At 55.0% G+C, this 23,654-nt stretch carries 21 protein-coding genes and 2 pseudogenes; 14 read left to right on the top strand and 9 right to left on the bottom strand.

The annotated features are described in order from the left end of the window. The first annotated feature begins 36 nt into the window (after nt 1-36). From ND528_RS25700 to ND528_RS25725, 6 genes and pseudogenes are all read left to right on the top strand, one after another. Entirely contained in the window at nt 37-339 is a 303-nt protein-coding gene (locus ND528_RS25700; RefSeq protein WP_263471613.1) for an Imm15 family immunity protein, read from the top strand. A 20-nt stretch (nt 340-359) separates the two neighbouring features. Beyond that, nucleotides 360-542, top strand: coding sequence for a hypothetical protein (locus ND528_RS25705; protein ID WP_263471495.1), 183 nt, complete (start codon nt 360-362; stop codon nt 540-542). Between the two features lie 108 nt (nt 543-650). Beyond that, complete coding sequence (locus ND528_RS25710; RefSeq protein WP_263471496.1) at nt 651-1,268, top strand: hypothetical protein; 618 nt, start codon at nt 651-653, stop codon at nt 1,266-1,268. A gap of 39 nt (nt 1,269-1,307) precedes the next feature. Beyond that, nucleotides 1,308-1,559 (top strand): Imm32 family immunity protein, encoded by a 252-nt coding sequence (locus ND528_RS25715; protein ID WP_263471497.1) that lies wholly within the window; start codon nt 1,308-1,310, stop codon nt 1,557-1,559. A 384-nt stretch (nt 1,560-1,943) separates the two neighbouring features. Continuing rightward, complete coding sequence (locus tag ND528_RS25720; RefSeq protein WP_263471498.1) at nt 1,944-2,408, top strand: hypothetical protein; 465 nt, start codon at nt 1,944-1,946, stop codon at nt 2,406-2,408. A gap of 65 nt (nt 2,409-2,473) precedes the next feature. Beyond that, nucleotides 2,474-3,384, top strand: a pseudogene (locus tag ND528_RS25725) (DNA/RNA non-specific endonuclease). A gap of 538 nt (nt 3,385-3,922) precedes the next feature. On the opposite strand, the gene ND528_RS25730 reads toward ND528_RS25725, so the two are convergent. Both ND528_RS25730 and ND528_RS25735 read right to left on the bottom strand, forming a co-directional pair. Further along, nucleotides 3,923-4,132 (bottom strand): hypothetical protein, encoded by a 210-nt coding sequence (locus ND528_RS25730; RefSeq protein ID WP_263471499.1) that lies wholly within the window; start codon nt 4,130-4,132, stop codon nt 3,923-3,925. A 76-nt stretch (nt 4,133-4,208) separates the two neighbouring features. Beyond that, the gene (locus ND528_RS25735) at nt 4,209-4,385 is read right to left on the bottom strand and encodes a DUF3606 domain-containing protein (protein ID WP_263471500.1); all 177 of its coding nucleotides are present in this window, start codon (nt 4,383-4,385) and stop codon (nt 4,209-4,211) included. A gap of 230 nt (nt 4,386-4,615) precedes the next feature. On the opposite strand from ND528_RS25735, the gene ND528_RS25740 reads away from it, so the two are divergent. Together ND528_RS25740 and ND528_RS25745 are read left to right on the top strand one after the other, a co-directional pair. Then, entirely contained in the window at nt 4,616-6,820 is a 2,205-nt protein-coding gene (locus ND528_RS25740; protein ID WP_263471501.1) for a patatin-like phospholipase family protein, read from the top strand. Between the two features lie 133 nt (nt 6,821-6,953). Continuing rightward, a pseudogene (locus ND528_RS25745) lies at nt 6,954-7,319 on the top strand (histone-like nucleoid-structuring protein, MvaT/MvaU family). Between the two features lie 166 nt (nt 7,320-7,485). Here ND528_RS25745 and ND528_RS25750 read toward each other — a convergent pair. Further along, nucleotides 7,486-8,700 carry an OmpA family protein gene (locus ND528_RS25750; protein ID WP_263471502.1) on the bottom strand — a complete coding sequence of 405 codons (1,215 nt, stop codon included), beginning with the start codon at nt 8,698-8,700 and terminating at the stop codon, nt 7,486-7,488. 91 nt (nt 8,701-8,791) lie between these two features. Between ND528_RS25750 and ND528_RS25755 the strand changes: the two genes are divergently transcribed. Beyond that, complete coding sequence (locus ND528_RS25755; RefSeq protein ID WP_263471503.1) at nt 8,792-10,435, top strand: hypothetical protein; 1,644 nt, start codon at nt 8,792-8,794, stop codon at nt 10,433-10,435. A 177-nt stretch (nt 10,436-10,612) separates the two neighbouring features. On the opposite strand, the gene ND528_RS25760 is transcribed toward ND528_RS25755, so the two are convergent. The 6 genes from ND528_RS25760 to ND528_RS25785 form a co-directional block, all read right to left on the bottom strand. Further along, nucleotides 10,613-11,284 carry a hypothetical protein gene (locus ND528_RS25760; RefSeq protein WP_263471504.1) on the bottom strand — a complete coding sequence of 224 codons (672 nt, stop codon included), beginning with the start codon at nt 11,282-11,284 and terminating at the stop codon, nt 10,613-10,615. Nucleotides 11,285-11,614: 330 nt separating this feature from the next. Beyond that, nucleotides 11,615-12,139, bottom strand: a complete 525-nt coding sequence (locus ND528_RS25765) for a cupin domain-containing protein (RefSeq protein WP_263471505.1) — start codon at nt 12,137-12,139, stop codon at nt 11,615-11,617. Between the two features lie 104 nt (nt 12,140-12,243). Continuing rightward, nucleotides 12,244-14,646: a TonB-dependent receptor gene (locus ND528_RS25770; RefSeq protein ID WP_263471506.1), complete on the bottom strand. Its 2,403-nt coding sequence runs from the start codon at nt 14,644-14,646 to the stop codon at nt 12,244-12,246. 67 nt (nt 14,647-14,713) lie between these two features. Then, nucleotides 14,714-15,664: a FecR domain-containing protein gene (locus tag ND528_RS25775; protein WP_263471507.1), complete on the bottom strand. Its 951-nt coding sequence runs from the start codon at nt 15,662-15,664 to the stop codon at nt 14,714-14,716. Further along, nucleotides 15,664-16,173, bottom strand: a complete 510-nt coding sequence (locus tag ND528_RS25780) for a sigma-70 family RNA polymerase sigma factor (RefSeq protein WP_263471508.1) — start codon at nt 16,171-16,173, stop codon at nt 15,664-15,666. The genes ND528_RS25775 and ND528_RS25780 overlap by 1 nt, the downstream gene beginning before the upstream one ends. Before the next feature lie 81 nt (nt 16,174-16,254). Further along, on the bottom strand, nt 16,255-17,151 hold the full coding sequence (locus ND528_RS25785; RefSeq protein ID WP_263471509.1) for a helix-turn-helix domain-containing protein: 897 nt from the start codon (nt 17,149-17,151) through the stop codon (nt 16,255-16,257). Nucleotides 17,152-17,313: 162 nt separating this feature from the next. Between ND528_RS25785 and ND528_RS25790 the strand changes: the two genes are divergently transcribed. From ND528_RS25790 to ND528_RS25810, 5 genes are all read left to right on the top strand, one after another. After that, nucleotides 17,314-18,672, top strand: a complete 1,359-nt coding sequence (locus ND528_RS25790; protein ID WP_122881066.1) for a glutamine synthetase family protein — start codon at nt 17,314-17,316, stop codon at nt 18,670-18,672. A gap of 154 nt (nt 18,673-18,826) precedes the next feature. Next, nucleotides 18,827-19,915 carry a polyamine ABC transporter substrate-binding protein gene (locus ND528_RS25795; RefSeq protein ID WP_263471510.1) on the top strand — a complete coding sequence of 363 codons (1,089 nt, stop codon included), beginning with the start codon at nt 18,827-18,829 and terminating at the stop codon, nt 19,913-19,915. After that, nucleotides 19,912-21,213, top strand: a complete 1,302-nt coding sequence (locus ND528_RS25800; protein ID WP_263471511.1) for an NAD(P)/FAD-dependent oxidoreductase — start codon at nt 19,912-19,914, stop codon at nt 21,211-21,213. Before ND528_RS25795 ends, ND528_RS25800 begins: the two co-directional genes overlap by 4 nt. 216 nt (nt 21,214-21,429) lie before the next feature. Then, the gene (locus ND528_RS25805) at nt 21,430-23,085 is read left to right on the top strand and encodes a PqiB family protein (RefSeq protein WP_130910171.1); all 1,656 of its coding nucleotides are present in this window, start codon (nt 21,430-21,432) and stop codon (nt 23,083-23,085) included. 17 nt (nt 23,086-23,102) lie between these two features. After that, nucleotides 23,103-23,651, top strand: coding sequence for a PqiC family protein (locus tag ND528_RS25810; protein WP_212616324.1), 549 nt, complete (start codon nt 23,103-23,105; stop codon nt 23,649-23,651). Nucleotides 23,652-23,654: the final 3 nt, after the last annotated feature.

Here is a 23,654-nt window from a genome sequence, read left to right on the forward strand (position 1 = left end):
TTTACGGCAAAATAATAAGTAAAGAGCCGTAATGATATCGCTGTATTCTTTGAAAGCTATGAAGACTTCAAGGAAAAACCGCTTGTATCAAGATACAAGCGGTTGGATTTTTTGAAAAAAGAAATGAGCAACGAAAGAGTTTCGGCAGGTCTGGCTGGGGCTGCTATTTTTGTGATGAATTTGATAAACGTAATGGGGCGGGCGGGTGCACTAAATTTTTACGCCATAACCTTTACCGATTTTGACAGCCTAGATGATCAAGATGTAATTGTTCCAAATATCTTTATCTATCCGGTGCCAGCATCAGTCGGTTTTCTGGATAAGTTCAGAGGGAGCTGAGATGAAGTGACTCTCAGGAAATGAAGGAGATAAAGGGTTTTTTTGATAAGTTGGGTAGCAAGGCGCTTTTCGATTTTTATGAAAGCAGCCTCTATGATTCTGCATGCGGTCAAGATATTGTTAGGGTTTATGCAGTCTCGAAAAACGATTTATTAAAGGGTGATTTTAAACAAGATTGGAAGGTTTGGTTAGGCTTTGGCTGAGGGATCGAGTAGGTCGAGCTCAATTCCAATGTGTATTTGAATATAAAAATTGTTACTTTCATAAGTGATGTGGCGCTTCAGTCTTCCCCGGTAAACATAAGAATGCACATGATTTCTACTGATTTCTTTAAAGTGGCTGAGCTATTTTTAGGTGGTGCGGGGCACCTTCCATCAACCCTTTTCGGACTGAGAAATTTTTCTGAAACGGAGTTGCTACACTGCGACTTCGAGCTCGTGGGTGATCCCCTTAGTTTCCATTTTTTTGAGAAGGCTTACCAAGCCCCATATTTCAGGCGGAAAGTAACGGTGGTCCTAAAGCAATATTTTTTCGGTGCCGAGCGCTTAGGCTGTGGGCTTTCAATTGTAGGTAAGACTCGATTGAACACGGTTTTAAAAGGGCTTGCGTCAAAACAATATAGTGCTGATGCGAGCGGTGAATTAATAAATCTTTATTTTTCTGAAGATAAACGCGAAGGCGCGGTAATTATAGCGCCGGGATTTGTTATCCGATTTAATCAATGGTCTACTAGAGATTCATATAAGATTTCAACGCTCGAATGTGATTTTCGCTATGGACGCTTCGGTGATATAGCGAAGAAAGCGGTGTTTGAAGCGTATAAACCTATCGATCTCGGTTCAATGAAGAGCGAGGGGCGGGCAATAGGTTGCTCGAATGCGCTTAAAGGCTTGATTCGAACGATCTCCGACTACCCCCGATTAGGGTAGTTGTTTACATTGTGATTTATAACAGGATAGGACTGGCGTGTGAGCAAGCTCAATCATTTTAGTGTTCATGGTGTTGAAGAGGGTGGTCTGAAAGGAGTTCGATTAGAGTCAGTGTCGATAGTTGGAGATCCCGAAACCATACGAGAGATCGGTGCGTTTTTGATTAAAGCTGCGGAGGAAATGGCTAAAAACGGCCTCGAGCACCTACATCTCCAAGATGTCGTTGAGGGCTTTGACTATGAGAAAAATGTTGATTTCATCGCGTTGAATGGTTTAGTTGTAAATTTTTAGTTCATCTGCAAATCTTTCACGCTTCTGAAATGCTGGGAGGCCCAATAAATAAAGTTGGCCCCATACATGCTTGTTGGGCGCAGCGGTGAGAGTTCAGGAAGTGATAGCTAAGCTGTTTTGCTGCAACTCGCTTCTGAACTGAAGCAGAAGAATTTTTGGAGCAGTATTCAATTGTCTTACAACTTTGTGCTCGCGGCGTATTCGTGGATCTGAGAAAAAGATTCTCGATATGCTCTGCGTTCTGAGTGAATACATACAGACATATGCGAACAATAGGTATATCCAGGACTGCATTGCGCAAGCTCTGAAAGGACGTCACGGACGCAATGCTGCCTTACCCTCGCCTGTATTAAGATAAAGTCTGCGTAAAGGTTGGACAATAAAGTGAAAGATGATTTTGAGTGCGGAATGTTTGACAAGCTGGAAAGCGAGTTAATTTTCGCGAATGTGTCATTTAGTGAGATAACGCGTACCTATGCTAGGTTTCTGCTTAGTCTAATCGAACAAGGGAGGCTTGATTCGATTGCCTCTGCACCGTTGCACAAGCTAAAAACGCTTCTAGGCGATGCGACCTTTTATCGCATAATTAATGACGAGCTTTTGCGTAAAAAACTGTCGAGTGAATTATGGGGGATGGAGAAGCGGTTTCGAAAGGATAATGTTCGCCTCGCGGAACTAATTCGTTGCGTCCTTTTTTGTTATGAAACCGAAGAGCGCTGGGAGGCGGAGGGTGCTGGCGACGCGACACCTATTTATCTTTATTACCTGATCTTGAAAAAAGTATTACCTGATGTGGCTGAAGCCTTCATTCACTACTTCCAAGGTGAGCTTCTACGAAAACAGGAATAGCAATCGAAATAATTTTACTAACAACATTGCTGGTGGAGCGAGAAGATAGATTCTAAAATTTTTGCATTCAAAGATCACGAGCAAGGAATGCACGAGTGAAAGTTTTACCTTTTATCCTCATACCGCTTTTGAGTGCATGCGCGTCTCAGCAGCCGGTTGAATCGTTAGATCGATCGGATCTGTTACCGACCACGATGACATCGATTGATAATTGCTCAGTCGGATGCCCCGTAGGTGGAGACCACCAAACCCTCTATCGCAACGCTTATACGCTTAACAACAACGGCTCAACGAAGTTTGCAAATTGGGTAGCTTACAAGATCACTAAGCAGACCGCGGCTAGCGGTCGCCCGCGAAACTGGAAGAGAGATCCTGAGGTGCCGGCGGGGGAAACGCTCAATCCGGTCGATTACAACGGCCCAGTGTTGCACTGCGAATTGACCGCGGTCACCAAGCGAACCTGGCATCCATGGGCGGCGTGTCCGATTGGCAAACACTTAACTACCTTACCAATATCACGCCGCAAAAGGCGGATCTGAATCAGGGAGCTTGGGCCCGCCTAGAGGATCAGGAGCGTAGCTTGAGCAGGGCTGCTGATGTCGATGCGGTTTATGTGGCTACCGGTCCGCTGTACGAAAAAGACATGGGTTCACTACCTGGTACCAACAAGGTCCATACCATTCCTAGTGGTTACTGGAAGGTCATCTTCACGGGAAGTACTCCAGCTGACGGCTTGTACGCTGCGTTTGTCATGGATCAGGGTACTCCGCGTTCCGCCAGTTTCTGCGATTTTCAGGTAACGGTGGCAGAGATTGAAGAGCGGTCAGGGCTAACGCTTTGGAGTGGCCTGCCGCAGGATGTGCAGGCTGAGTTGAAGGTTAATCCTGGACGGTTGGCACCAAAAATTGGATGCGCGTCGGTGGTAGATGAGTCAGTGACGGCACAACTGCGCACGGGTTCGGATGAAGCCCTCTGAACATTTGATGAGGGCCGGAGGCGGGTTTTCGGAGATAGCGGAGTAGCGCAAAGAAAAGCCCGCGTGGGGAGCGCGGGCCAAAATCTTAGGAGCAGGATGATCCTAATTTGGTAGCCATGAAAAAATCGTGAAGCACAATCATAGGAACACTTTTCGAGAGGATGAATGGGCTATCAATAGCTCACCCCATCCGCAAACGGAAACGCGCCTGTGCTTACGCATTCGTTTCGAATCGACATCCACCCCGCCGGTGTAGCGGGGCAGGTTGATCCTAGCGCTGGTTTGGGTTCAGTTGCTTGCCACGATTACCGTGTACATGCGCATTAGTAGGATTTGATCCTGAGGTGCCACGGTTGCTATTCAGAGCATCGGCCTTATCGTTCTGCTGCCGGCGCTTTTCTTGATCTGTGGGTGTTGGTTTAGTCATTTCGGTCTCCAGTTTTTTGCGGCTCGAAGTCATCCTGCCGCGCTAGTGAAGATGGTTGAATTCTCCCGCGTACTATCAGCAGCCATACTTCAGGCAAGCACCTGACAGCGTCTAGATCGGCGCGTCAATCAACGCTAATGTCATCTGGATGAATTCCTCATTGCGGTCGATGGCTGTGAGGGCTTCTCGCACGTTATCGGCAACCTCGGCCGAGCCGTGTTGTTCAACCCAGTTGGAGAGCTCCATGATGGCTGCTTCGAGCGCGAGCTGGTTCTGGTGGATTTTCGAAAGTAATGGAGCCATCAGATCTGAATTGGGCATTTCGACTCCTGCCTAACTGCTAAATATGCAAGGTCACTTTGAATCGTGGGTGCCGCTACCTATGGCACCGCCAGAGTCATTTACCGAGCTTTGTTCTTACGTCTGCGACCATCGGCCCTACGGCCTTCACGGCAGCCTTGAGCTGGTCCGCAGTCACACCAAACTCTTTCGTCCAATACTTCAGCTCCCACTCCTCAGAAGTGTTCACTCTGTTCCTGTCTTGTGGGCCCCGGTTTTGCAGGTCATCAGCCATGTCCTTCTCCTTGGGTGTGTTCAGCAATTCTAGAAGAAATGAGCATAGGCCAAACTCGGACGTTTGGAGTTTGTGAATGAGTAATGTGCAAAACGGCGGCAAGCTTTAATCGCATTTTTACGCACGTACCAAAGGCCCGAGGTGCTCATTTATTTAGGTACTTGCGCTCAGTGTATGACGCAAACTTTCATCTATGCTATGCGCATACCAATGGAAGGATGGTTACCGCAATGAGCAAAGTACCTAGCGTCTACGTTCCGTTGTGTTTCATCCTTTTGTCTGGGTGTGCAGCAGTTCCAACGCAAGATGAATGGTTGAAGAAAAATTCGACCTATGAAGTCAAGAGCGGGTATTTCGGTCCGGCTCGTATGGATTACTTATTTCGTAACGAACGAGAAGGGGCAGGGAGGAGAGCACCTCCAAACCTGGGCTTGGCATTGGCAGGTGGAGGGACCAAAGCTTCCAGTTTTGCAATGGGGGTGCTTCAAGGCATGCACACCACTGGGCTCATGGAAAAGGTCGATATCCTGTCCACTGTCTCTGGAGGAGGTTACGCAGGCTACTGGTACTACTCGCGACTAGTTCTGGATACAGGGGACGAATTCAGAGTCCCCGGGAAATTTAGCCCTGCGCGGTTGAACCCATTTTTTGCGGATTGCTTGCCTTCTCGTTACGTCAAAATGTTTGAGGGACATCCTTTGGACCTTGAGCGATGCCCCCCTGAAAACTTCACCAATTATGAACAGAAGGTTCCTAACACTGTACCAAACGCGAAGAATCTTAATGATCCTTATCGATATCAGAACTACATACGGGCCTATCAGGATATCTTCAGCACCGGGCGCAATATGTTCGGCGCTCGTTCATTCAACTATGACACCACTGACGAGGATGGCAGCATCAATAACGAGATCGTGGAAAACTCGGTTCTGTTGATTGCCTCGGCCGTCATCAATGTGATTCCTAACATCGTCTTCGATTGGCAGTGGAATGTGTCATCTACCCAGCGTGCGTACGCCAAAGGCATAGCCCGTACTTATGGCGCGAGCCCTCCGCTCTGTCAGGACGATGGGTGTGTGAAGCCATTGCTCAAGAGCGGCGAGATACGTCGTGAAGGTGATATCAAGAAGGCGCGTCAGCTGACATTCAACGACATTCGGCGAACGTACGAAGAGAAAGGCGCTCCGATGTGGATCATCAATGCCACCGCAGGAGAGGATCGGTCTGTTCTCGACGTCGGCGAGCAATCCGATTTGCGCTTTACGTCATTCGAGTTCACACCGTATGGATTTGGGTCAGGCTTGTACGGATACAAAGATGGTGAACTTGAAGGTATCACCCCTACAGAGGCGGTTGTTTCGTCGGCGGCTTTTTTCGATGACCAGCAAAAGGGGGAGATGAGTACTCCCTGGAGAAATTTAGCAGCAGCCGGCATGAAGGTGTCGTCCTTGAACTGGGGAGGCTCATACCGAAATCCGAACGTGCAGGACTTTGCCTATTTTGGCCATATGGCATTGCCGTTCCCGCTTTATTACGTTGACCGTCTGAAGGCTCCCAAGGACTCAACCTTCATACACCTTTCTGATGGCGGTCAGTCTGAAAACCTTGGTGCTTACGCATTGATACGACGTGGCGTGCCCAACATTATTATCTCCGATCATGCAGAGGATCGCGGTGGCAACATGCATGATGTCTGTCGCCTGAAAACGCAGATACGTGAGCAAGGACTTTCGCTTCGGCTGCCAGGTCTCGAAGGCTTTGATGAGTTCTGTACCGAAAAGGGTGAGCCTACACACGCGTACGATATTTACAATTGGCGGCACCCTGTTCTGCTTGGGTGCATTGTCGAAAGTCCGGTTGATGGTGGCGCTTGCGTCGAGCCGAGCGCAAAGGAGAAGGCGGCAGGAAGATACTTCGCCAGGCTGTTCGTTATAAAGCCGGCGATAGGCAGCGAGGCAGTCGTTCGGTCGTTGCGTGATATCTCAAAGGCCTGCTCCAAGGACGTTGGTCTCTGCGCTGAGGCGCTGAGTGATGCTTGTACAAAACCAATCTCAAATGTGAAGAGCCCTTTGTGGGCAAATGCAAAGCCTGCCTCGTGTGAAATGTACGGGTTCATACAAAAAAATGGACCGGGCACTTCAGGCATGGCCAATGACGACTGTCCGCACTTTCCGCAATACGGCACAGTCGCAATGACCGTGGATTCCTCCCCCTGGATGTATGGAGCGATGCGGGATTTAGCGGCTTATTACACGGGGCGCGTTGGGGCGCTTTTCGATGCGCAGGGTGGGGTTGATATAAATTTGTTCGATACAGAGCTGGCCTATCAGGTCAAAAGGCCGGTCGAGCTTGTCCCCGCAAATGAACGATCGATGTTTTTCACACCTAAAGCTGGCCTCAAGGGGCAGTGCAGCGGATTCAGGCAAGCGGTGTGAGCGTGCCTGTTCATCTATGCGTGGCAGAGGAGTAGGCCATTAGCTTTCGAATGGTGGAGTGCTTTAGGTGGGAACCAGTCTGTTAGATTTGATTTCAATTTGAATGTCATTAGTACCAGCCCATGAGGTTTTCATTTCGAGACTCGCAGAATTTCGCCAGCTCGGAAAACATCTCGCAGAACAGTTGCAGGCATTTTAGGCTCTGAAGGGGGATGCTGGTCTAAAGAAAGAAATTGAGTTCGAAACAAAGATTCGTGATTTGCTGGCCAAGTATGACTTCAGCCTTAAGGATGTCATCAATATTTTTGATCTCCAAACGGATAGTCGCGTTTCTACGGCTCCCGCCAAAAAGGGCAGTCGTAAGGCGCGTCAGATTAAAGTCTATAAAAATCCGCACAGCGGAGAGACGATCGAAACAAAAGGCGGCAATCATCGTGGGTTGAAGGCTTGGAAGGAGCAGTACGGCTCCGACACAGTGGAGACGTGGCTCAGCAAATAGTGAGTCGCCAGCTTTTAAAAGAGCCCTAACGGGCTCTTTTTTTGATTACGTAGAGGCTTCCGATTTCTGAGGCGTAGGTTATGAAACGTCAGAACTCTACGGTTGTCAGTTTTCAGACGGTAACCAAACGCAAGCAGGGTTAAATGGCAGGCAACAAAAAAGTCCGCTATAAAAGCGTTTTCGTCTGGATGACGATCTGTACGCGACGATCCATCGCTAGACACTCCCTGAGCTCTGACTTCGGAAGATCACGCGCACAACTTGAAATCGGCTTTTGTGAACCAGCCGCTTTGATATCTATAGGAAATGCGGCCCCAAGGGTTTTGAGCTGTTCGACGACACTTTCTGCCCGACGACGTGACAGCTGTTGGTTGCTGTCGTTAGAAGCAAGGACTGGGTTCCGATCAGTATGGCCTGTGACTGTGATCGCGACCACTTGCCGCTTTGACTCTTCTAGATAGCTTTTAACTTTCGCTGAAAAAGCCGTTAGGGCTGACGTACCTTCTGGCGTCAGGGTGGAAGCTAAGCTTTCAAACAGCAAATCATTGCCGAGTGTAAAGCACAACGGAATACCTGCCTTGTCACCCGGGCGACGGACTACATTTACGCCCGATCTATTCAATTCGAACTGATACGGAGACCCATTGCTGTTAGTAAGAAATGGCATCTCGATCAGTGTGCGTTCGCCCATTCCATGCCAAAGGACATTCACATGGTGCACAACCTGCTCCGGGTGACCGTTGTTTCCACAGGTGTGTAGCGTCAGATCTAGCTCATCCACTACGCTTTTAACGATATTTTGATTGGTTAAATCAAGGCTGACCGATACATCCATCTGCCGGAAGCCAAGGCGCTGCATGGAATTGGATATAATATTCGCAGTTAGATCGGGAACAAAAATCATTGGCAGAATGATTGCAGTCGTCACGATGAGAATTTTTAGGCGCAGGTGTTCTTGTACTCGCGCCACTGGCGTGTAAAGAGGCAGGGGGTTCCAGTACCACGGAATGATCAAAAGAATCATCGCACCAAGTAGAGGAGCCAGAACTTTCACATTATGGGAGGCCAAAGCAGCGATACCAAGCACCAATGCGGAGGCCACGCCGAGCAGAAAAAGGCCACCGTCGAACTTGATTTTACCCGAGCGCCAATGGAAGAGCCCGTGAACTGCTCCCAGCGCGAGCGAGTACCATAGGGTGTAGAAAATTCCGAACATCATCGCTGCAAAAACGAAGAGCAAACTTTCGCTGATCGTTATACCGGTCGGGTAAAAATTGATTATGAAGGCCCAGTAGGCGAAAACCACGATCACGCCAAGGGTAATCGTGACTTGCAGCAATGTGGCGGCGTAAGACTTGAACAGATCGAACAGATACTTCAACGGAACATCCTTGTCATTTTTGAGTGGCTCTGTGCCACTATACCAATGACAATTTGAAAAGCTACCCGGCGTCATGAAGGATGGAACGTCAATGAAACTTACCACCGGGTGGTTGAAGCCGCCTTCCACGAGTAAAGGAATCGATCACCTAGGCACGCAGGCGCCGTGTGGAATGATCTATGGCCAGTTACTGCCAGGCATCACAAACGTGACCGATCGGGCGCGTTATTACTCTTTCTATCCCTGGCTGGTTTGGTCATACGACCAGCGCTATTCCAAAGATGACCCTGCGCATTTTGTTGAGCGTTTCCGGCGAGCAGATTGCTTGTTCACGCTGATTGCCGAGCGACACTCCCAAGTCGATGATCAAGATGATGAGCGACACGGCATCGCGATGGTTGGTCGCAACAAGCTCGTTACAGCGTTGACCCGCTTGAAGGCTGTGGGAGTCCTTCTTTTATCTCAGTACGCAACGACCGATACCAAAGAGGATCGGTACTTTGTGAATAGGTTAGGAGGGCTTTCTCAGTATTACGCAGGCACCTTGGCCAATCTGATGATCATGCAGTCGTCTACAACCTCATGGACCAGGTACAGCACAGAATACGGCAGTCTACTGGCGCAAGACTTCGAAACAAACGTTGCAGGAACGCTTTTCTGGGAGAAAGTTGAAAGTGACGAGATCACGCTGGCGGATCTGGATGAACTCAGTGGTTTTTGCGCTTGCAACATCCCTTCATGTCCCGCTGAGTGCCAGCACCTGACCGACATTTTTTTCGATGTAAAAGTTCGGTATGGAGATGAGGGCGAGCAGCGCCGCCGGAGCTTGGCACTCATCCAGCAACTGGCGAGTGCTCTTCCGGATGGCGAGGATCTCTCTGAAGAGGTTTTTCGTGCTTGCACCTACACCGGCGTATTGCCCGGAGGGCTGCCTTGGACTATCCCTCCGACGCTGCAAAGTACCTGTGCACTTTGGGTCGTCTATGTGCGTAACGATCTGCTCTCAGTGGCATTTCAGACCATCCTCTCGATTTGTCTAACGGAGCTACAGCCGCGGACGTCCGATGAACGAGGGAGGTTCGGCTCGATTGAAGCCTTCGCTGACTGGTTTGTTGGCTCTGAAAAGATGGATGAAGTCTTGAACGAGCTTGAATACGAGACTTTCTCAGACCTTGTGGAGCATGCGAGCGTGTTGGGTCCAGCTTTAGCTGATTGGGGAGACATGGGACATGAAATTCAACTTGGAAAGCAATTGATTGCTGACTGGCGTGGTGGCGCGGAAGTCCCGTTATTACTCGCCAGAAGCCTTGAGCTATTGGCCATGCTCGTTGCCCGCGATGATTTGACGAAGCAACCATATTCAGGCTTGGTGATTACTGCGGATTCGTTGCGGGATTACCCGATTAATTTGGTTAGCTTCCGTCATCGTGCCGCGGATTGGCAGACGATGTCAGTGGGCCAAGTGGCGAGCGATTTGATGCTTTGGTGCATGAACACCCACCTGCGCGTGGCGCTGCGCAAGCTCAGGCAGTCAGGTCGATCAACATTTCAGCTTCACCCATCGGAGCTTGGGGTGGAGGTTGCCTGCGTTCACGTTCCAGCACCCACTCAGACCACTCCTAGATTCAGGCAAGCAGTACGCATTTTACGAGACCTGGGGCTGTTGACGCGTGAGGGAGGTAGGACACGACTCACCGATCCGGGTAGACGTCTGATGGAGGTAGCCAGTGTCTGAAGGCGTTTCGATTCTGGAGGTGATCAAGCGAGGAGGGTATGAAGCTTCGCTTATCACCACCTACAACGCGACACTGCCGTTTTACGAGGATGTGTTGCTGCGAAAGCTAGTGAGTGCAGGATGTCGGCACAATGTGGTGCTGATGGATAGGCAGCAATGTGCAGTTGCATGGGCGAGTCAGGCCACTCGACCTCGTTCGGCTGGAAGAGTCAGGAACTGTGGGATCGCCTCCTTGAGCGGGGCTGAGTCCTGGGTGGCGAGCAGCTTGGCCAGCAGCTCTGGGAGGACTCGGGATAGGTCACCGCAGACACGATCCACGAGGTCCTTCTCCGCGGCGAATAATGAGTCCATTACCCAGTACGCCTGATTGCGCAGTGGACCATCCAGGTGAGCAATCAGGGGCTTGATGATGTGCTCAGCGACTTTGCTGCCCAAGTGGTTTTGGACTGACTCCACCCATAACTCCGGGCCTTCTATCGCTTTTGCGTAGGACTCTGCGGCTAGTTCCTCCACCGAAGCATGTACAGTTTGTAGGGATGAAGCAGGGATAGCGTTTACTTGCTCGTGGATCACTTTACGAAGCACATCACTGATCGGACGCGTATAACGCCGTGGGTCGATCGTCAGTGACAAGTCTTCGCCAGACGGACGCCCCAAAAGATTCCATAGGTCGCGATCCAAGGAGGGGTAGGGTGAGGTACGCATCCCCGATCTGAATCCGGTGTCGGTGGTCAGCACGATTCGGCGGCGCGGAGCTTGTTGACGCTTGAAATCCGAGTCTAAAAAGTCGCGGAAATACTGACTGATCCGCGTGGCGACTGGCCGAAGTTGCTGCCCCAGAGCTTCCATTAGATTCCCCTAAAAACGAACACTGGACTTCGCTGCTCGAAACCCCGTGAACTCGGTATCGAGAGCAATCCAAAAAAATAACAATGAGATGGGCGTCACAATACTGGCTCTGGCTCGACCGCGCCAACAGCAGCGTCCAGTCGTAGCGATTGCCGCATTAGGAGTGGTGGATCTGATATCTAAAACCTGAAGCCATTCGCATACATGATTTAACATAATATACATTACACGTAACAAAGTATTACAACGTTAGCATGGTCACACAGGAAATTTGAATCTGCGTTGGCCGCTTCAAGACCAGCTTTCCCTATAAACTGCATTCTTCCCAATCTACAGCCCTCGTCCATCATCACGCGTCAGCTTTTCAATCAGCGCTCCGTGCTGTGAAAACTGTGCCGTGAGTTTTGCGCGATTACCGATTTCCATGTCTGCGAAATCAAACCCAGGCGAAACCGCTTCGCTGATCAAGCCAAAGCCATTTGAGCCTTCCAGTAATCGAGAGGCTTTCCAAATTCCACCCGGTACGTGCAACTGCAGTTGCTGACCAGCCAAAACATCGCTGCCCATCACCAGCGTTTGCAATGAGCCGTCGGCGTGGATCAGGTTGTATTCGATGGCGTCGCCCAACTGAAAATAATGCAGGATGTCGGACTGGTTGAAATGAAACTGGCCCGCCGGCGATTGCTCAGTGAGCAGATAGTAGATCGAGGTCAGCAGATAACGCGGGCCTTGCTGCGTTTCGAGGCAGGCACGGTGATCGGCTTGATAGGTTCTGCGGTAATAACCGCCCTCGATATGAGGCTCTAGATTCAGCGCAGCAATCACATCAGTTGCGTTCGGCTTGCGCTGAATCATGGTTTTCTCCGTTATCGGTAATGATTTTTTGTTAGCTCAACTAAACGGTCATTTAGTGTAGTTAACGTATTATCGACGAAGATCGATGCAATCACCCTACTATCCTAGAAATCCACGGTCGCCGAAAGCAGGTACGTTCTTGGCGTAGAAAGCGTCAATCCCGGCTCACTGTCATCCGATGCACCCGCCGAGCTCCAATAGCGTTTATCCAGCACGTTTTCGACATTGGCGCGCAGGGTGATCGTCTTATCGTCCAGCTTGAAAGCATAGCGTGTGCCTACGTCGAGCCGTTCCCATGAGTCGATTTCCTTGTCGTTCGACTGGTCCAGATACTGCGAACTTGAGTAAATACCGCGACTGGTCAAGGTCAAACCCTGCACCATGGGCACGTCCCACTCCGCACCAAGGTTGACGTTGTATTTCGGTGTCGCCGGTGCGCGGTTGCCGTCGAATGTGCCGTTGGTGGTGTGGGTCAGTTCGCTGTCGATGTACATCAAACCGCCGAGCAATCGGAACCCCATGAGCGGTTCGCCGAACACGCTCAGTTCTACGCCGTTGTTCTCACGCTTGCCGTTCGGGCCGAAGACTCGCGTGGTCGCATTGGTTTCGTAGGCAGGCTGTTTGATGCGGAACACCGCTGCCGTCAGCGCGTATGCGCCGGCGTCGTACTTGGCACCAACTTCAACCTGGCGGCTGACGAATGGCGGGAAGATTTCGTCTTCGTTGATCGACGTTGATGGCGCGATCTTGCCTTGGCTGAGGCCTTCCATGTAATTGGCGTACAGCGAGAGTTTGTCGGTTGCCTTGAACAGAATGCCGCCCGATGGCGAGACTTTTTCCTCATCGTAAGCCGTGTCGCCCTTGATGCCGTCGCTCCAGTCATCAACTTTGACTCGCTGCCAGCGCGCCCCCAAAGTCAGCAACAGACGATCGTCGAAGAAGCCAAGCGTGTCGGACAGCGCCACGCCGCTGAAGCGGTTCTCGGTGTAGACCTTGGCGTCATTGCGGGTCGGCGTGCCGGGCCTGGGGATTTCCACCGGGTCGTAGAGGTTGCTGCGCCCGGCCGCGTAACGGGCGCCGCCGTTTTCGAAGTCCATATAAAAGTAGTTGGCCGCCAGATTGACTTCATGGCTGACCGGCCCGGTGTGGAACCAGTTGCGCACCCCAGCGGTGGCCGTGCGCACGTTTTCGTCGCGGGTGAAATCTCGCGGCTGGACGCTGAAGTCGCCGGCGTCGTTGCTCACCGAAACTGCATGGCGCAAGAATTCGTGATCGCTTTTACGAGCGCCGACGCCGCCATACAGCATGACCGAGTCGCTGACATCGAACTCACCGTTGACTGTGCCGAAGGTGTCTTTGGTGCGCGCCCGGCTCCAGGGTTGCGCATAGTTGTCGCGCACATCATTGGCGTTCGGCACTTTGGCATTGGCGGCGACTTGCACGCGTTCCTGCGGCGCGTCGGTGTCGCGTTCGGTGTGGCCGATATCGGTGGAAAGTCGCAAGCGTTCACCACGGAAATCCAGACCAAGGACCGCCATGTCGCGATCGACACTTTGATGATCCCATTCGGTATCACCGGACTGTTTAACCCCGTTGAAGCGCAGACCGAATTGGTTTTCGTCACCAAAACGCCGTCCGACATCCACCGCGCCGCCGGCTTGGTTGTTCGAGGCGTAATTGGCTGTCAGCGAGGTGATCGGCTTGTCGGTCGCGCGTTTCGGCACGACGTTGATCCCCCCTCCTACACTGCCCCGTGGCGAAATCCCGTTGATCAATTGGCTCGGGCCTTTGAGGATGTCGACGCGATCGGCCATTTCCATGTCGATGGTGTACGTCGGCAAGATTCCGTAGAGGCCGTTGTAGGAAACGTCACTGTTGAACAGGCTGAAACCACGGATGGTGAATTGCTCGTAGCGGCCACCGGCCGGGTTGGTTGCGCGTACCGAAGGGTCGCTGCCGATCAAGTCGCCGAGGGTGCGCGCCTGTTGGTTTTTCACCGTTTCGTTGGTGTAGGTGGTCATGCTGAACGGGGTTTCCATGAAATCCCTGGAGCCCAACAGCCCTTGCGAACCGCGCCGCGCGACCTGACCGCCGGCGAATACATCGGCATCCGCTGAACCGCTCGCGCCGAGAATCGATGTCGGTGCCAGTTGCAAGGTGCTGCCTTGCGCTGCGGGCACCAGCGTATAAGCCTGATCGCCGACCGGTTGCAGCTGCAAACCGGAGCCCAGCAACAACCTGCTGAACCCCTCCTCCACACCGAACTCGCCGGACAATCCATTGCTGTTACGGCCGCTGACCAGCGCCGGATCCACCGAAAGATTGACTCCAGCGAGACCGGCGAAACGCGTCAGCGCCGCACTCAGGCTACCGGCCGGCACCTGATAACTGCGGCGGCTGCCGTCGTCGGCCCAGCTTGATTGGATCAACACGGGGCTGGCACTCAGGCTCAGCAACAGACTCAACTGCAACAACGGACGCAAACGACCTGGGAATACTGCGGGCATTGGAAGAAGCTCTCGATTTTGTTCACTTGCCTGGAATGACCAGCGAGGCGAAAAAAAGGGACAGGCTTCAGCCAGTTTTTTCTGCGCGCGGTACCAGTGACACCCAAAATCGCGTTCGCGTATGCACATCGACGGGCAAACTGGCTGCCAGCAGTGCCAGCACTTGATCGGTATCGTCGAGGCGGAAACTGCCGGTGATACGCAGTGATTCCAGCGCCGGATCCCAACGCAGCACGCCCGAGCGGTAGCGACTCAGCTCGCGGAGGAAATCACCCAGCGCCTGGTTTTGCGCCATCAACACGCCGTCGCGCCAGCCGGGCATCAACGCATCGAATGCCGTCACCGCCCCCACGCCCGAAGCTTGCAGATTGACTTGCTGGCCCTGCTGCAATACCAGCGCCGGGCCGTGCAGTGGCTGCAATTGCACCGAACCACGCAATACGCAGACCTGGCAATCGCGCGCATTGAGGCGCACCGAGATGTCGCTGTGATTGACGATCATCCGCCCATAAGGCGCGTTGACGATAAAGGCTGAATCGCCCGCCACGTTGAGCGCCATCTCGCCACGAATCAGTGTCAGCTGACGTGCAGGCAGATCGACATTCACCGCGCTGTCGGTGTTGAGTTGCAATGAAGAATCCTGGGCCAACTGCACTTTGCGCCGCTCGCCAGTGCTGGTGTGCAAATCGGCGCGCCAGACCTCCAGCGGCAGCTCCCGACTGATCAACCACGCCGCTGGCACCAGCGCCGCCACGCCCAAGGCACGCTTGAGTGCCGCGCGCCGCGCCGGATCCGGCCGATCGAGCGTGGCCATGGCCAGTGTCGGCGGCAAACCTGCGAAACGCTGGCGAAGCTGTTGGATTTTCTGCCAAGCGTTTTCGTGGCGACTGTCACTGGCGCGCCAATACTGCAATCGGGCGTGATCTTCATCACTGGCGCCACCGGATTCGAGCAAGGCCAGCCATTGCGCTGCGGCCCGTGCCACTTCACGTGTTTCCTCGCTCGGGGCAACGCGCATCACAGCTCCACCAGCAAGCAATGCTCGTACGCCTGGGCCATGTAGCGTTTCACCGTGCGTTCAGAAACCTGCAACCGCTCGGCAATCTCGCGGTAACCCAAGCCCTCAAGCTGACTCCAGAGAAATGCCCGTCGCACCGCACGTGGTAAGCCATCGAGCAATTCATCCAGCGCCTGCAAGGTTTCCAGCAGCAACCAGCGCTGTTCCGGCGACGGCGCGCACACTTCCGGCAATTGCGCCAAGGCGTCGAGGTAGGCTTTTTCCAGATGGCGTCGCGTGTAGAAATTGCTCAGCAGCCGTTTGCCGACGGTGAGCAGATACGCGCGCGGCTCGCGCAACTCGGCCAGTGGTGGCGCGTTGCACAGGACGCGCAGAAAGGTGTCCTGACTGAGGTCCGCCGCATCCCACGCATTGCCCATGCGCCGGCGCAGCCAGGTTTCCAGCCAGCCGCGGTGCTCGCGATACAACTGCTGCAGGCTCTGCTCCGACGGTGACGTGGCTTCAAACATCTCAAGAGACCCTGCGCGAAGGTAGATTCAAATGAGACTGATTCTATTTAACTTCTCGAAGGACACAAAGCCTTTTTCTGCTCAGCGCTTGAGCGTTTCGCTCGGCAGCTCCTTGAACAGCGCGCGGTAACTGCTGGAAAAGCGTCCCAGATGCCAAAACGACCAGCGCATCGCCACTTCGGCAACGGTGGTTTCCGTGGGCCTGCGCTTGAGCAATTCACGGTGCGCACTGTTCAGCCGCCTCAGCCGTAACCAGTGGCTCGGGGTCATGCCGGTGTAGGCCTTGAACGCCTGCTGCAACTGGCGCAGCGGCACACCGGCGACGTCGGATAGTTCGAGCAGATTGACCGTGTCTTCCGGCGAATCTGCCGCCCACTCCCCCACTCGTTTCATGATTTGGCGTTCGTCGTGGCGCCGCTGCAATCCACCGCGATCGAGACGAGTTTGAGCGTTGTCGAGGATGAACAGACAGTCCTCGAGCAGTTGCCGAGTCAGGCGATCTTTATCAAGTGGATCAGCAGCTTGCGACAACTTCGTGAGATTCGAGCTTAACCAGCCGCTGAACAAAGCGTTCTGTCCGCAGTTCAGCGGCGCCATGAACAACCCTTCGAGCTTGGCCACTTGCAGGCCGTGCTCGCGGACAAAATCCGCCCCGAACACCACGGCGATTTCCCGATAGTTTTCCGGAGTGATCCAGATGTTGCGGCTCTCTTCGTTGAGCAGATACAGCGCGTTGTCGCTGCGATCAAAGCAGAACGCCAGAGCACCGGATGGCGCACTGAAATTCTGCTCGACCCGGGTGTTCATCTGTTCTTCGTAGACCTCGACGCCCTGCAGATCCAGATAACGAATCTGCCCGGCGAAATGCCCCGGCGACATCTGCTGGTAATGCTGGACCCAACCCGGTGTGGCGCGGATTTGCTCGGCCACGTCGGCGGTATTGAACGCTTGTACCTGGAGCGGATTGCACGTTGTCATGGGGTGACCTTGCGCACTCTTTTGGTGCGCTTTGGTGCTGCTGAAAGTGGATAGATGGAATCGCGAGCCGCGCCCAAGATAGTCGCCAACGCGCCACAGGGGAAGGGGCGGAAGATGAAACCCGCCCTCCCCGGCGTCTACAAAACCAATAACGAGGTCTTTATGAACGCCCCTTTCGATCAGCTGTTCACCTGGCTGAAAGATCACAAGATTACCGAAGTCGAATGTGTGGTCAGCGACCTGACCGGCATCGCCCGCGGCAAGATTGCACCGACCAACAAATTCCTGCATGAGCGCGGCATGCGCCTGCCGGAGAGCGTGCTGCTGCAAACGGTAACCGGGGATTTTGTCGACGACGACATCTACTACGACCTGCTCGACCCGGCCGACATCGACATGGTCTGCAAACCGGTTTCCGACGCCGTGTATGTCATCCCGTGGGCCATCGAGCCGACCGCCATCGTCATCCACGACACCTTCGACAAGTTTGGCAATCCGATCGAACTGTCGCCGCGCAACGTGCTGAAGAAAGTTCTGCAGCTCTACACCGACAAGGGCTGGAAGCCGATTGTCGCGCCGGAAATGGAGTTCTACCTGACCCAGCGCTGTGAAGATCCGGACCTGCCGCTCAAGGCACCGCTGGGCCGTTCGGGCCGTGCGGAAAGCGGCCGCCAGTCATTCTCGATCGATGCCGCCAACGAATTCGATCCGCTGTTCGAAGACGTCTACGACTGGTGCGAACTGCAAGGCCTGGACCTCGACACGCTGATCCACGAAGACGGCCCGGCGCAGATGGAAATCAACTTCCGTCATGGCGATGCGCTGGATCTGGCCGACCAGATCACCGTGTTCAAGCGCACCCTGCGCGAGGCGGCGCTCAAGCACAACGTCACCGCGACGTTCATGGCCAAGCCGATCGGCGACGAGCCCGGCAGCGCCATGCACCTGCACCAGAGCGTGGTCGAGATCGCGACGGGCCAGCCGATCTTTGCCGACGCCGAGGGCAACATGAGCGAGCTGTTCCGTCATCACATCGGTGGCCTCCAAAAGTACATCCCGAAAGTCCTGCCGATGTTCGCACCGAACGTCAATTCGTTCCGCCGCTTCCTGCCGGACACCTCGGCACCGGTCAACGTCGAATGGGGCGAAGAGAACCGCACGGTCGGCCTGCGAGTGCCGACTTCGGGGCCTGAATCGATGCGCGTGGAGAACCGCTTGCCCGGCGCCGACGCCAACCCGTATCTGGCGATTGCCGCGAGTCTGCTCTGCGGCTACATCGGCATGGTCGAACAGATCGAGCCGAGCGCGGCGGTCGAAGGCCGGGCCTACGAGCGCCGCAATCTGCGCCTGCCGATCACCATCGAAGAAGCCCTGACGCAGATGGAAGAGTGCCCGAAAGTCGCCGAGTACCTGGGCAGCAAATTCGTCCGTGGTTACGTCGCGGTGAAGCGCGCCGAGCACGAAAACTTCAAGCGCGTGATCAGCTCGTGGGAGCGGGAGTTCCTGCTGCTCAGCGTCTGACGGCGAGCCCATCCCTGTGGGAGCGAGCCTGCTCGCGAAGACGTCGGCACACTCACCATAGATGTCGACTGAAACACCGCTTTCGCGAGCAGGCTCGCTCCCACATGGGATTGTGCAGCGCCTGAGAATTCCAATAAATCCAAGAGGTGTCGATATGCGTCTATTGAAATCCGTACTCCCGGTCGCGCTGAGCGTGCTGTTCAGCGCAGCAGCCCACGCCGAGCCCCAAGTGAGCGTTTACAACTGGACCGACTACATCGGCGAAACCACCCTCGCCGACTTCCAGAGCAAGACCGGGATCAAGGTGATCTACGACGTCTTCGACTCCAACGAAACCCTTGAAGGCAAACTCCTCGCCGGCCGGACCGGTTACGACGTGGTGGTGCCGTCCAACCACTTCCTCGCCCGTCAGGTAAAGGCCGGGGCGTTCATGAAGCTCGATCGTTCACAGTTACCAAACTGGAAGAACCTGGATTCGAAACTGCTTGAATTGCTTGAGAAAAATGATCCTGGCAATGCGCACTCGGTGCCTTACCTGTGGGGCACCAACGGCATCGGTTATAACGTCGATAAGGTCAAGCAAGTGCTCGGCATCGACCACATCGATTCCTGGGCCGTGCTGTTCGAGCCCGAGAACCTCAAGAAGCTGAGCCAGTGCGGCGTGTCGATAATGGATTCCGCCGACGAAGTCTTCCCCGCCATCCTCAACTACATGGGCATGGACCCGCGCAGTGAAAACCCTGAAGACTACAAAAAGGCCGAAGCCAAGCTGCTGAGCATCCGTCCTTACATCACTTATTTCCATTCTTCCAAGTACGTCTCCGACCTGGCCAATGGCGACATCTGCGTCGCGTTCGGTTACTCCGGCGATGTGTTCCAGGCGGCCAACCGCGCCAAGGAAGCCAAGAACGGTGTGAATATCGCTTACGCCATCCCCAAGGAAGGCGCCAACCTGTGGTTCGATCTGCTGGCGATCCCAGCCGACGCGAGCAACGCCGAAGAGGCGCACGCCTTCATCAATTACCTGCTCGATCCGCAAGTGATCGCCAAAGTCAGCGCTACCGTCGGCTACGCCAACCCGAACCCGGCGGCCAAGCCGTTCATGGATCAGGAACTGGTCAACAACCCTGAGGTTTACCCGCCGCAGTCGGTGCTCGACAAACTCTACATTTCCTCGACCCCGCCCCAGGCGATCATGCGTCTGATGACCCGGTCGTGGAGCAAAGTGAAGTCGAACAAATGAATCAGCAAAGCGCACAACACGCCGGCTCTTATTACGCCGCTTCTGCGCGGGCGAGCACGCCCTACCCTGCGCTGGATGGTGATTTGCTTGCCGATGTCTGCGTAATCGGTGGCGGCTTCACTGGCGTCAATACCGCGATTGAGCTGGCCCAGCGCGGTATGTCGGTGGTGTTGCTCGAGGCGCGACGTATCGGCTGGGGCGCCAGCGGGCGCAACGGCGGTCAGCTGATTCGCGGCATCGGCCATGAAGTCGAGGGTTTCGCCCGTTACGTTGGCCAGGACGGCGTGCGCTATCTGCAGCGCGCCGGCATCGATTCGGTGGATCTGGTGCGCCAGCGCATCACTGAAAACGCCATCGACTGTGATCTGCGCTGGGGCTTTTGCGAACTGGCCAACACCGCCGCGCAATTCGCCGCGTTCAAGCAGGAACAGGACAGTCTCGCCGAACTCGACTATGCCCACGAAACCAGGCTGGTCGGCCCGCAGCAGATCCGTGAGCAAGTGGTCGACGCTGGTGTGTACGCCGGCGGATTGATCGACATGGGTTCGGGCCATTTGCATCCGCTTGATCTAGTCCAGGGCGAAGCGCGTCTCGCGGCATCGCTGGGCGTGCGGATCTTTGAGCAAAGTCCGGTGCTGGAAATTCTCCATGGCCCGACCGTCGAGGTGCGCTGCGCCACGGGTTCAGTGCGCGCCGGCAGCCTGGTGCTCGGCTGCAACGCGCACCTGGATGAACTGGAACCCAAACTCAGCGGCAAAGTGCTGCCCGCCGGCAGTTACATCATCGCCACCGAGCCGCTGGACGAAAGCCGCGCCGCGCAGTTGATTCCACAGAACCTGGCGTTGTGCGATCAAAAAGTCGGGCTGGACTATTACCGACTCTCGGCTGATCGACGGTTGCTGTTCGGCGGCGCTTGTCATTATTCCGGGCGCGATCCGGCGGATATCGCTGCCTACATGCGCCCGAAAATGCTCAAGGTGTTGCCGCAACTGACCGATGTGCGCATCGACTACCAATGGGGCGGCAAGATCGGCATTACCGCAAACCGTTTTCCTCAGGTTGGCCGGCTCAAGCAGCACCCGAACGTGTTTTACGCGCAGGGTTATTCCGGTCACGGCCTCAACGTCACCCATTGGTGCGCGAAGTTGTTGGGCGAAGCCATTCATGCCGGGCACAGCCAGGGCATGGACGTGTTCAGCGGCGTGCCGCACATGACCTTCCCCGGTGGCCCGGCCTTGCGTTCGCCGCTGCTGGCGCTGGGCATGTTCTGGTATCGCCTGCGCGAAATGCTCGGCTGAACCCGCCACATCCCCGGCCCCCTGTAGGAGCTGCCGAAGGCTGCGATTTTTTTATCTGTTCTGGGACGCAGAGTGTCCCCGGCGGCATTCCTTTGCTGCGCATGGGAACGATCAACGCCAGCTATACACATTTGCTCTATCGCCAAGCACTTCTATATTGATGAAGTGCTTTTGCGTTCCTGACGCTCAGTGCCCGATTAATTGAGGAGGACATGGATGAAGTCGTCAGCCAGCGATGAGCCGCGAGCACCCGGCCAGGCGCCGATCAAAACCCGCCGTTTCGCTATTTCACTGGTATGGATCGTGCCGATTGTGGCGGTGCTGGTGGGCATTTCGCTGGTGATTCACAACATCCTTCAGGAAGGCCCGGTCATCACCGTCACCTTCAAGACTGGCGATGGCCTCACCGCCAACAAGACCGAAGTCAGATACCGCAACGTGGTCATTGGCCATGTCTCCGACGTCGAACTGGCCAACGACCATAGACATGTCAACGCCACGATCAAACTGGCCAAGCAAGCCGAAGCCTTTACCCGCGAGGACTCGCAATTCTGGGTCGTGCGTCCCCGTATCGGCGCCGGCGGTGTCTCGGGCATCGATACGCTGCTGTCGGGCGATTACATCGGCGCCGACATTGGCCAGGCCAATACCCGCTCGAAAAACTTCAAGGGTCTCGAGAATCCGCCGCCGATTACTTACGGCGAGCCGGGCAAGCGCTTCACCCTGCATACCGCCGACCTTGGCTCGCTGGACATCGGCTCGCCCGTTTATTACCGCAAGATTCCCGTCGGCCAGGTTGTGTCCTACGCGCTGGACCCGGACGGTAAAGGCGTCAATATCGAAGTGTTCGTGCATTCGCCCAACGATGTCTACGTCACCGAAAATACCCGCTTCTGGAACGCCAGCGGCATCGACATCAACGTCGGCGCCAACGGCTTTGCAGTGAAAACCGAATCGCTGTCGACCCTGCTGGTCGGCGGCATCGCATTCCGCGCTCCGGACTACAGCCCCGACGATAAGCCGGCCAGCGACGACAAGAGTTTCGAGCTGTTCGCCAATCAGACCGCCGCCCTCGCCCCGCCCGACGGCAAGGCGCAATACCTGTCGCTGCGCTTTGATCAGGCCTTGCGCGGGCTCAAGGTTGATGCGCCCGTGGAGTTTCTCGGCATCGAAATCGGCCGGGTGGTGGCGGTCAATCTCGACTTCGACGAGGTCAAGCGCACCTTTCCGGTGAATGTCGGCATCGTCATTTATCCGCAGCGACTCGGCCGTGCCCACGCGAAGATTCTCAAGACCTACCATGGCGACGAAAACGACGAGGCCACCGGCGCGCGCCTGATCGGCACATTCATTGAAAATGGCCTGCGCGCCCAGGCCCGCAATGGCAACCTGCTCACCGGTCAGTTGTATATCTCGCTGGATTTCTACCCCAAAGCGCCGAAAGTCGCGTTCGACCCCAAGGCACGGCCGGTCACCATTCCGACCGTCCCTGGCAGCCTCGAACAGTTGCAGGAAAAACTCGAGGCGATGGTCAACAAGATCAACGCATTGCCGGTGGAACGCATCGCCAGCAACCTCGACGGCAACCTGGTCGAGCTGCGCAAGGGTCTGAAGCAGTTCAATGCCAAGACCCTGCCGGGCGTGCAGAGCACCCTCGCCGACGTCAGCAAGACGTTGCAGTCCGCCAATTCGACGTTGGCCGAGGACTCTCCGCAACGCGAGCAACTCACCGAGACCCTCGACGAGCTCGGGCGCATGTCGCGCTCGTTGCGTGAATTGTCGGATTACCTCGGTCGCCACCCTGAGTCGCTGATTCGCGGGCGTCCCGACAACGCCGCGCCGCTGGACCTCAAAGGACCGCCACGCAATTGAGCACAGGAGCTGAATCCATGGCTTTACCGTTGAAGATCACCGTGCTCGCTGCGTTCGTGCTGCTGACTGCGTGCCGTAGCGACCCGATCAGCTTTCACACGCTGGTCCCGGCGCAACCGGGCGCCAGTCGCAACGGCGCCGACATCGCCATCGAAAGCATCAGCGTGCCGCCGCAGGTCGATCGCGCGCAGATTGTGATTCGCCAGGGCAACAGCGGCGTGGCCATCCTCGATACCGACTGGTGGAGCGCCACGCTTGCCGATGAGTTGCGCGGTGCGCTGGCCGATCAATTGAGCGGCGGCGTCGGCCAGCATCGAGCATCGGTGCGCGTCGATGTGCAGCGCTTCGATTCGATTCCCGGCCAGTACGCCTTGATCGATGTGAAATGGCGAGTGCGCCCGCTGGATGCAACGGACGCGGCGCTGCTCACCTGCCGCTCGGTGTTGCAGACGCCTTCAGGGCCGAGCATCGAGGAACTGGTGACGGCGCAGCAGAGCAACGTCAAACGCCTTGCTGCGCAAATCACTCAGGCTGCGAGCGGCTCGCGCTGCCCGGTGCAAAACTGACTC

This window comes from Pseudomonas mercuritolerans (assembly GCF_025706525.1).
Lineage (GTDB): Bacteria > Pseudomonadota > Gammaproteobacteria > Pseudomonadales > Pseudomonadaceae > Aquipseudomonas > Aquipseudomonas mercuritolerans.

Coding starts and splice junctions, on each gene's coding strand:
- ND528_RS25705 (WP_263471495.1), top strand. CDS start 360: ATGAAGGAGATAAAGGGTTTTTTTGATAAGTTGGGTAGCAAGGCGCTT.
- ND528_RS25710 (WP_263471496.1), top strand. CDS start 651: ATGATTTCTACTGATTTCTTTAAAGTGGCTGAGCTATTTTTAGGTGGT.
- ND528_RS25730 (WP_263471499.1), bottom strand. CDS start 4,132: ATGCCCAATTCAGATCTGATGGCTCCATTACTTTCGAAAATCCACCAG.
- ND528_RS25735 (WP_263471500.1), bottom strand. CDS start 4,385: ATGGCTGATGACCTGCAAAACCGGGGCCCACAAGACAGGAACAGAGTG.
- ND528_RS25740 (WP_263471501.1), top strand. CDS start 4,616: ATGAGCAAAGTACCTAGCGTCTACGTTCCGTTGTGTTTCATCCTTTTG.
- ND528_RS25755 (WP_263471503.1), top strand. CDS start 8,792: ATGAAACTTACCACCGGGTGGTTGAAGCCGCCTTCCACGAGTAAAGGA.
- ND528_RS25760 (WP_263471504.1), bottom strand. CDS start 11,284: ATGGAAGCTCTGGGGCAGCAACTTCGGCCAGTCGCCACGCGGATCAGT.
- ND528_RS25765 (WP_263471505.1), bottom strand. CDS start 12,139: ATGATTCAGCGCAAGCCGAACGCAACTGATGTGATTGCTGCGCTGAAT.
- ND528_RS25770 (WP_263471506.1), bottom strand. CDS start 14,646: ATGCCCGCAGTATTCCCAGGTCGTTTGCGTCCGTTGTTGCAGTTGAGT.
- ND528_RS25775 (WP_263471507.1), bottom strand. CDS start 15,664: ATGCGCGTTGCCCCGAGCGAGGAAACACGTGAAGTGGCACGGGCCGCA.
- ND528_RS25780 (WP_263471508.1), bottom strand. CDS start 16,173: ATGTTTGAAGCCACGTCACCGTCGGAGCAGAGCCTGCAGCAGTTGTAT.
- ND528_RS25785 (WP_263471509.1), bottom strand. CDS start 17,151: ATGACAACGTGCAATCCGCTCCAGGTACAAGCGTTCAATACCGCCGAC.
- ND528_RS25790 (WP_122881066.1), top strand. CDS start 17,314: ATGAACGCCCCTTTCGATCAGCTGTTCACCTGGCTGAAAGATCACAAG.
- ND528_RS25795 (WP_263471510.1), top strand. CDS start 18,827: ATGCGTCTATTGAAATCCGTACTCCCGGTCGCGCTGAGCGTGCTGTTC.
- ND528_RS25800 (WP_263471511.1), top strand. CDS start 19,912: ATGAATCAGCAAAGCGCACAACACGCCGGCTCTTATTACGCCGCTTCT.
- ND528_RS25805 (WP_130910171.1), top strand. CDS start 21,430: ATGAAGTCGTCAGCCAGCGATGAGCCGCGAGCACCCGGCCAGGCGCCG.
- ND528_RS25810 (WP_212616324.1), top strand. CDS start 23,103: ATGGCTTTACCGTTGAAGATCACCGTGCTCGCTGCGTTCGTGCTGCTG.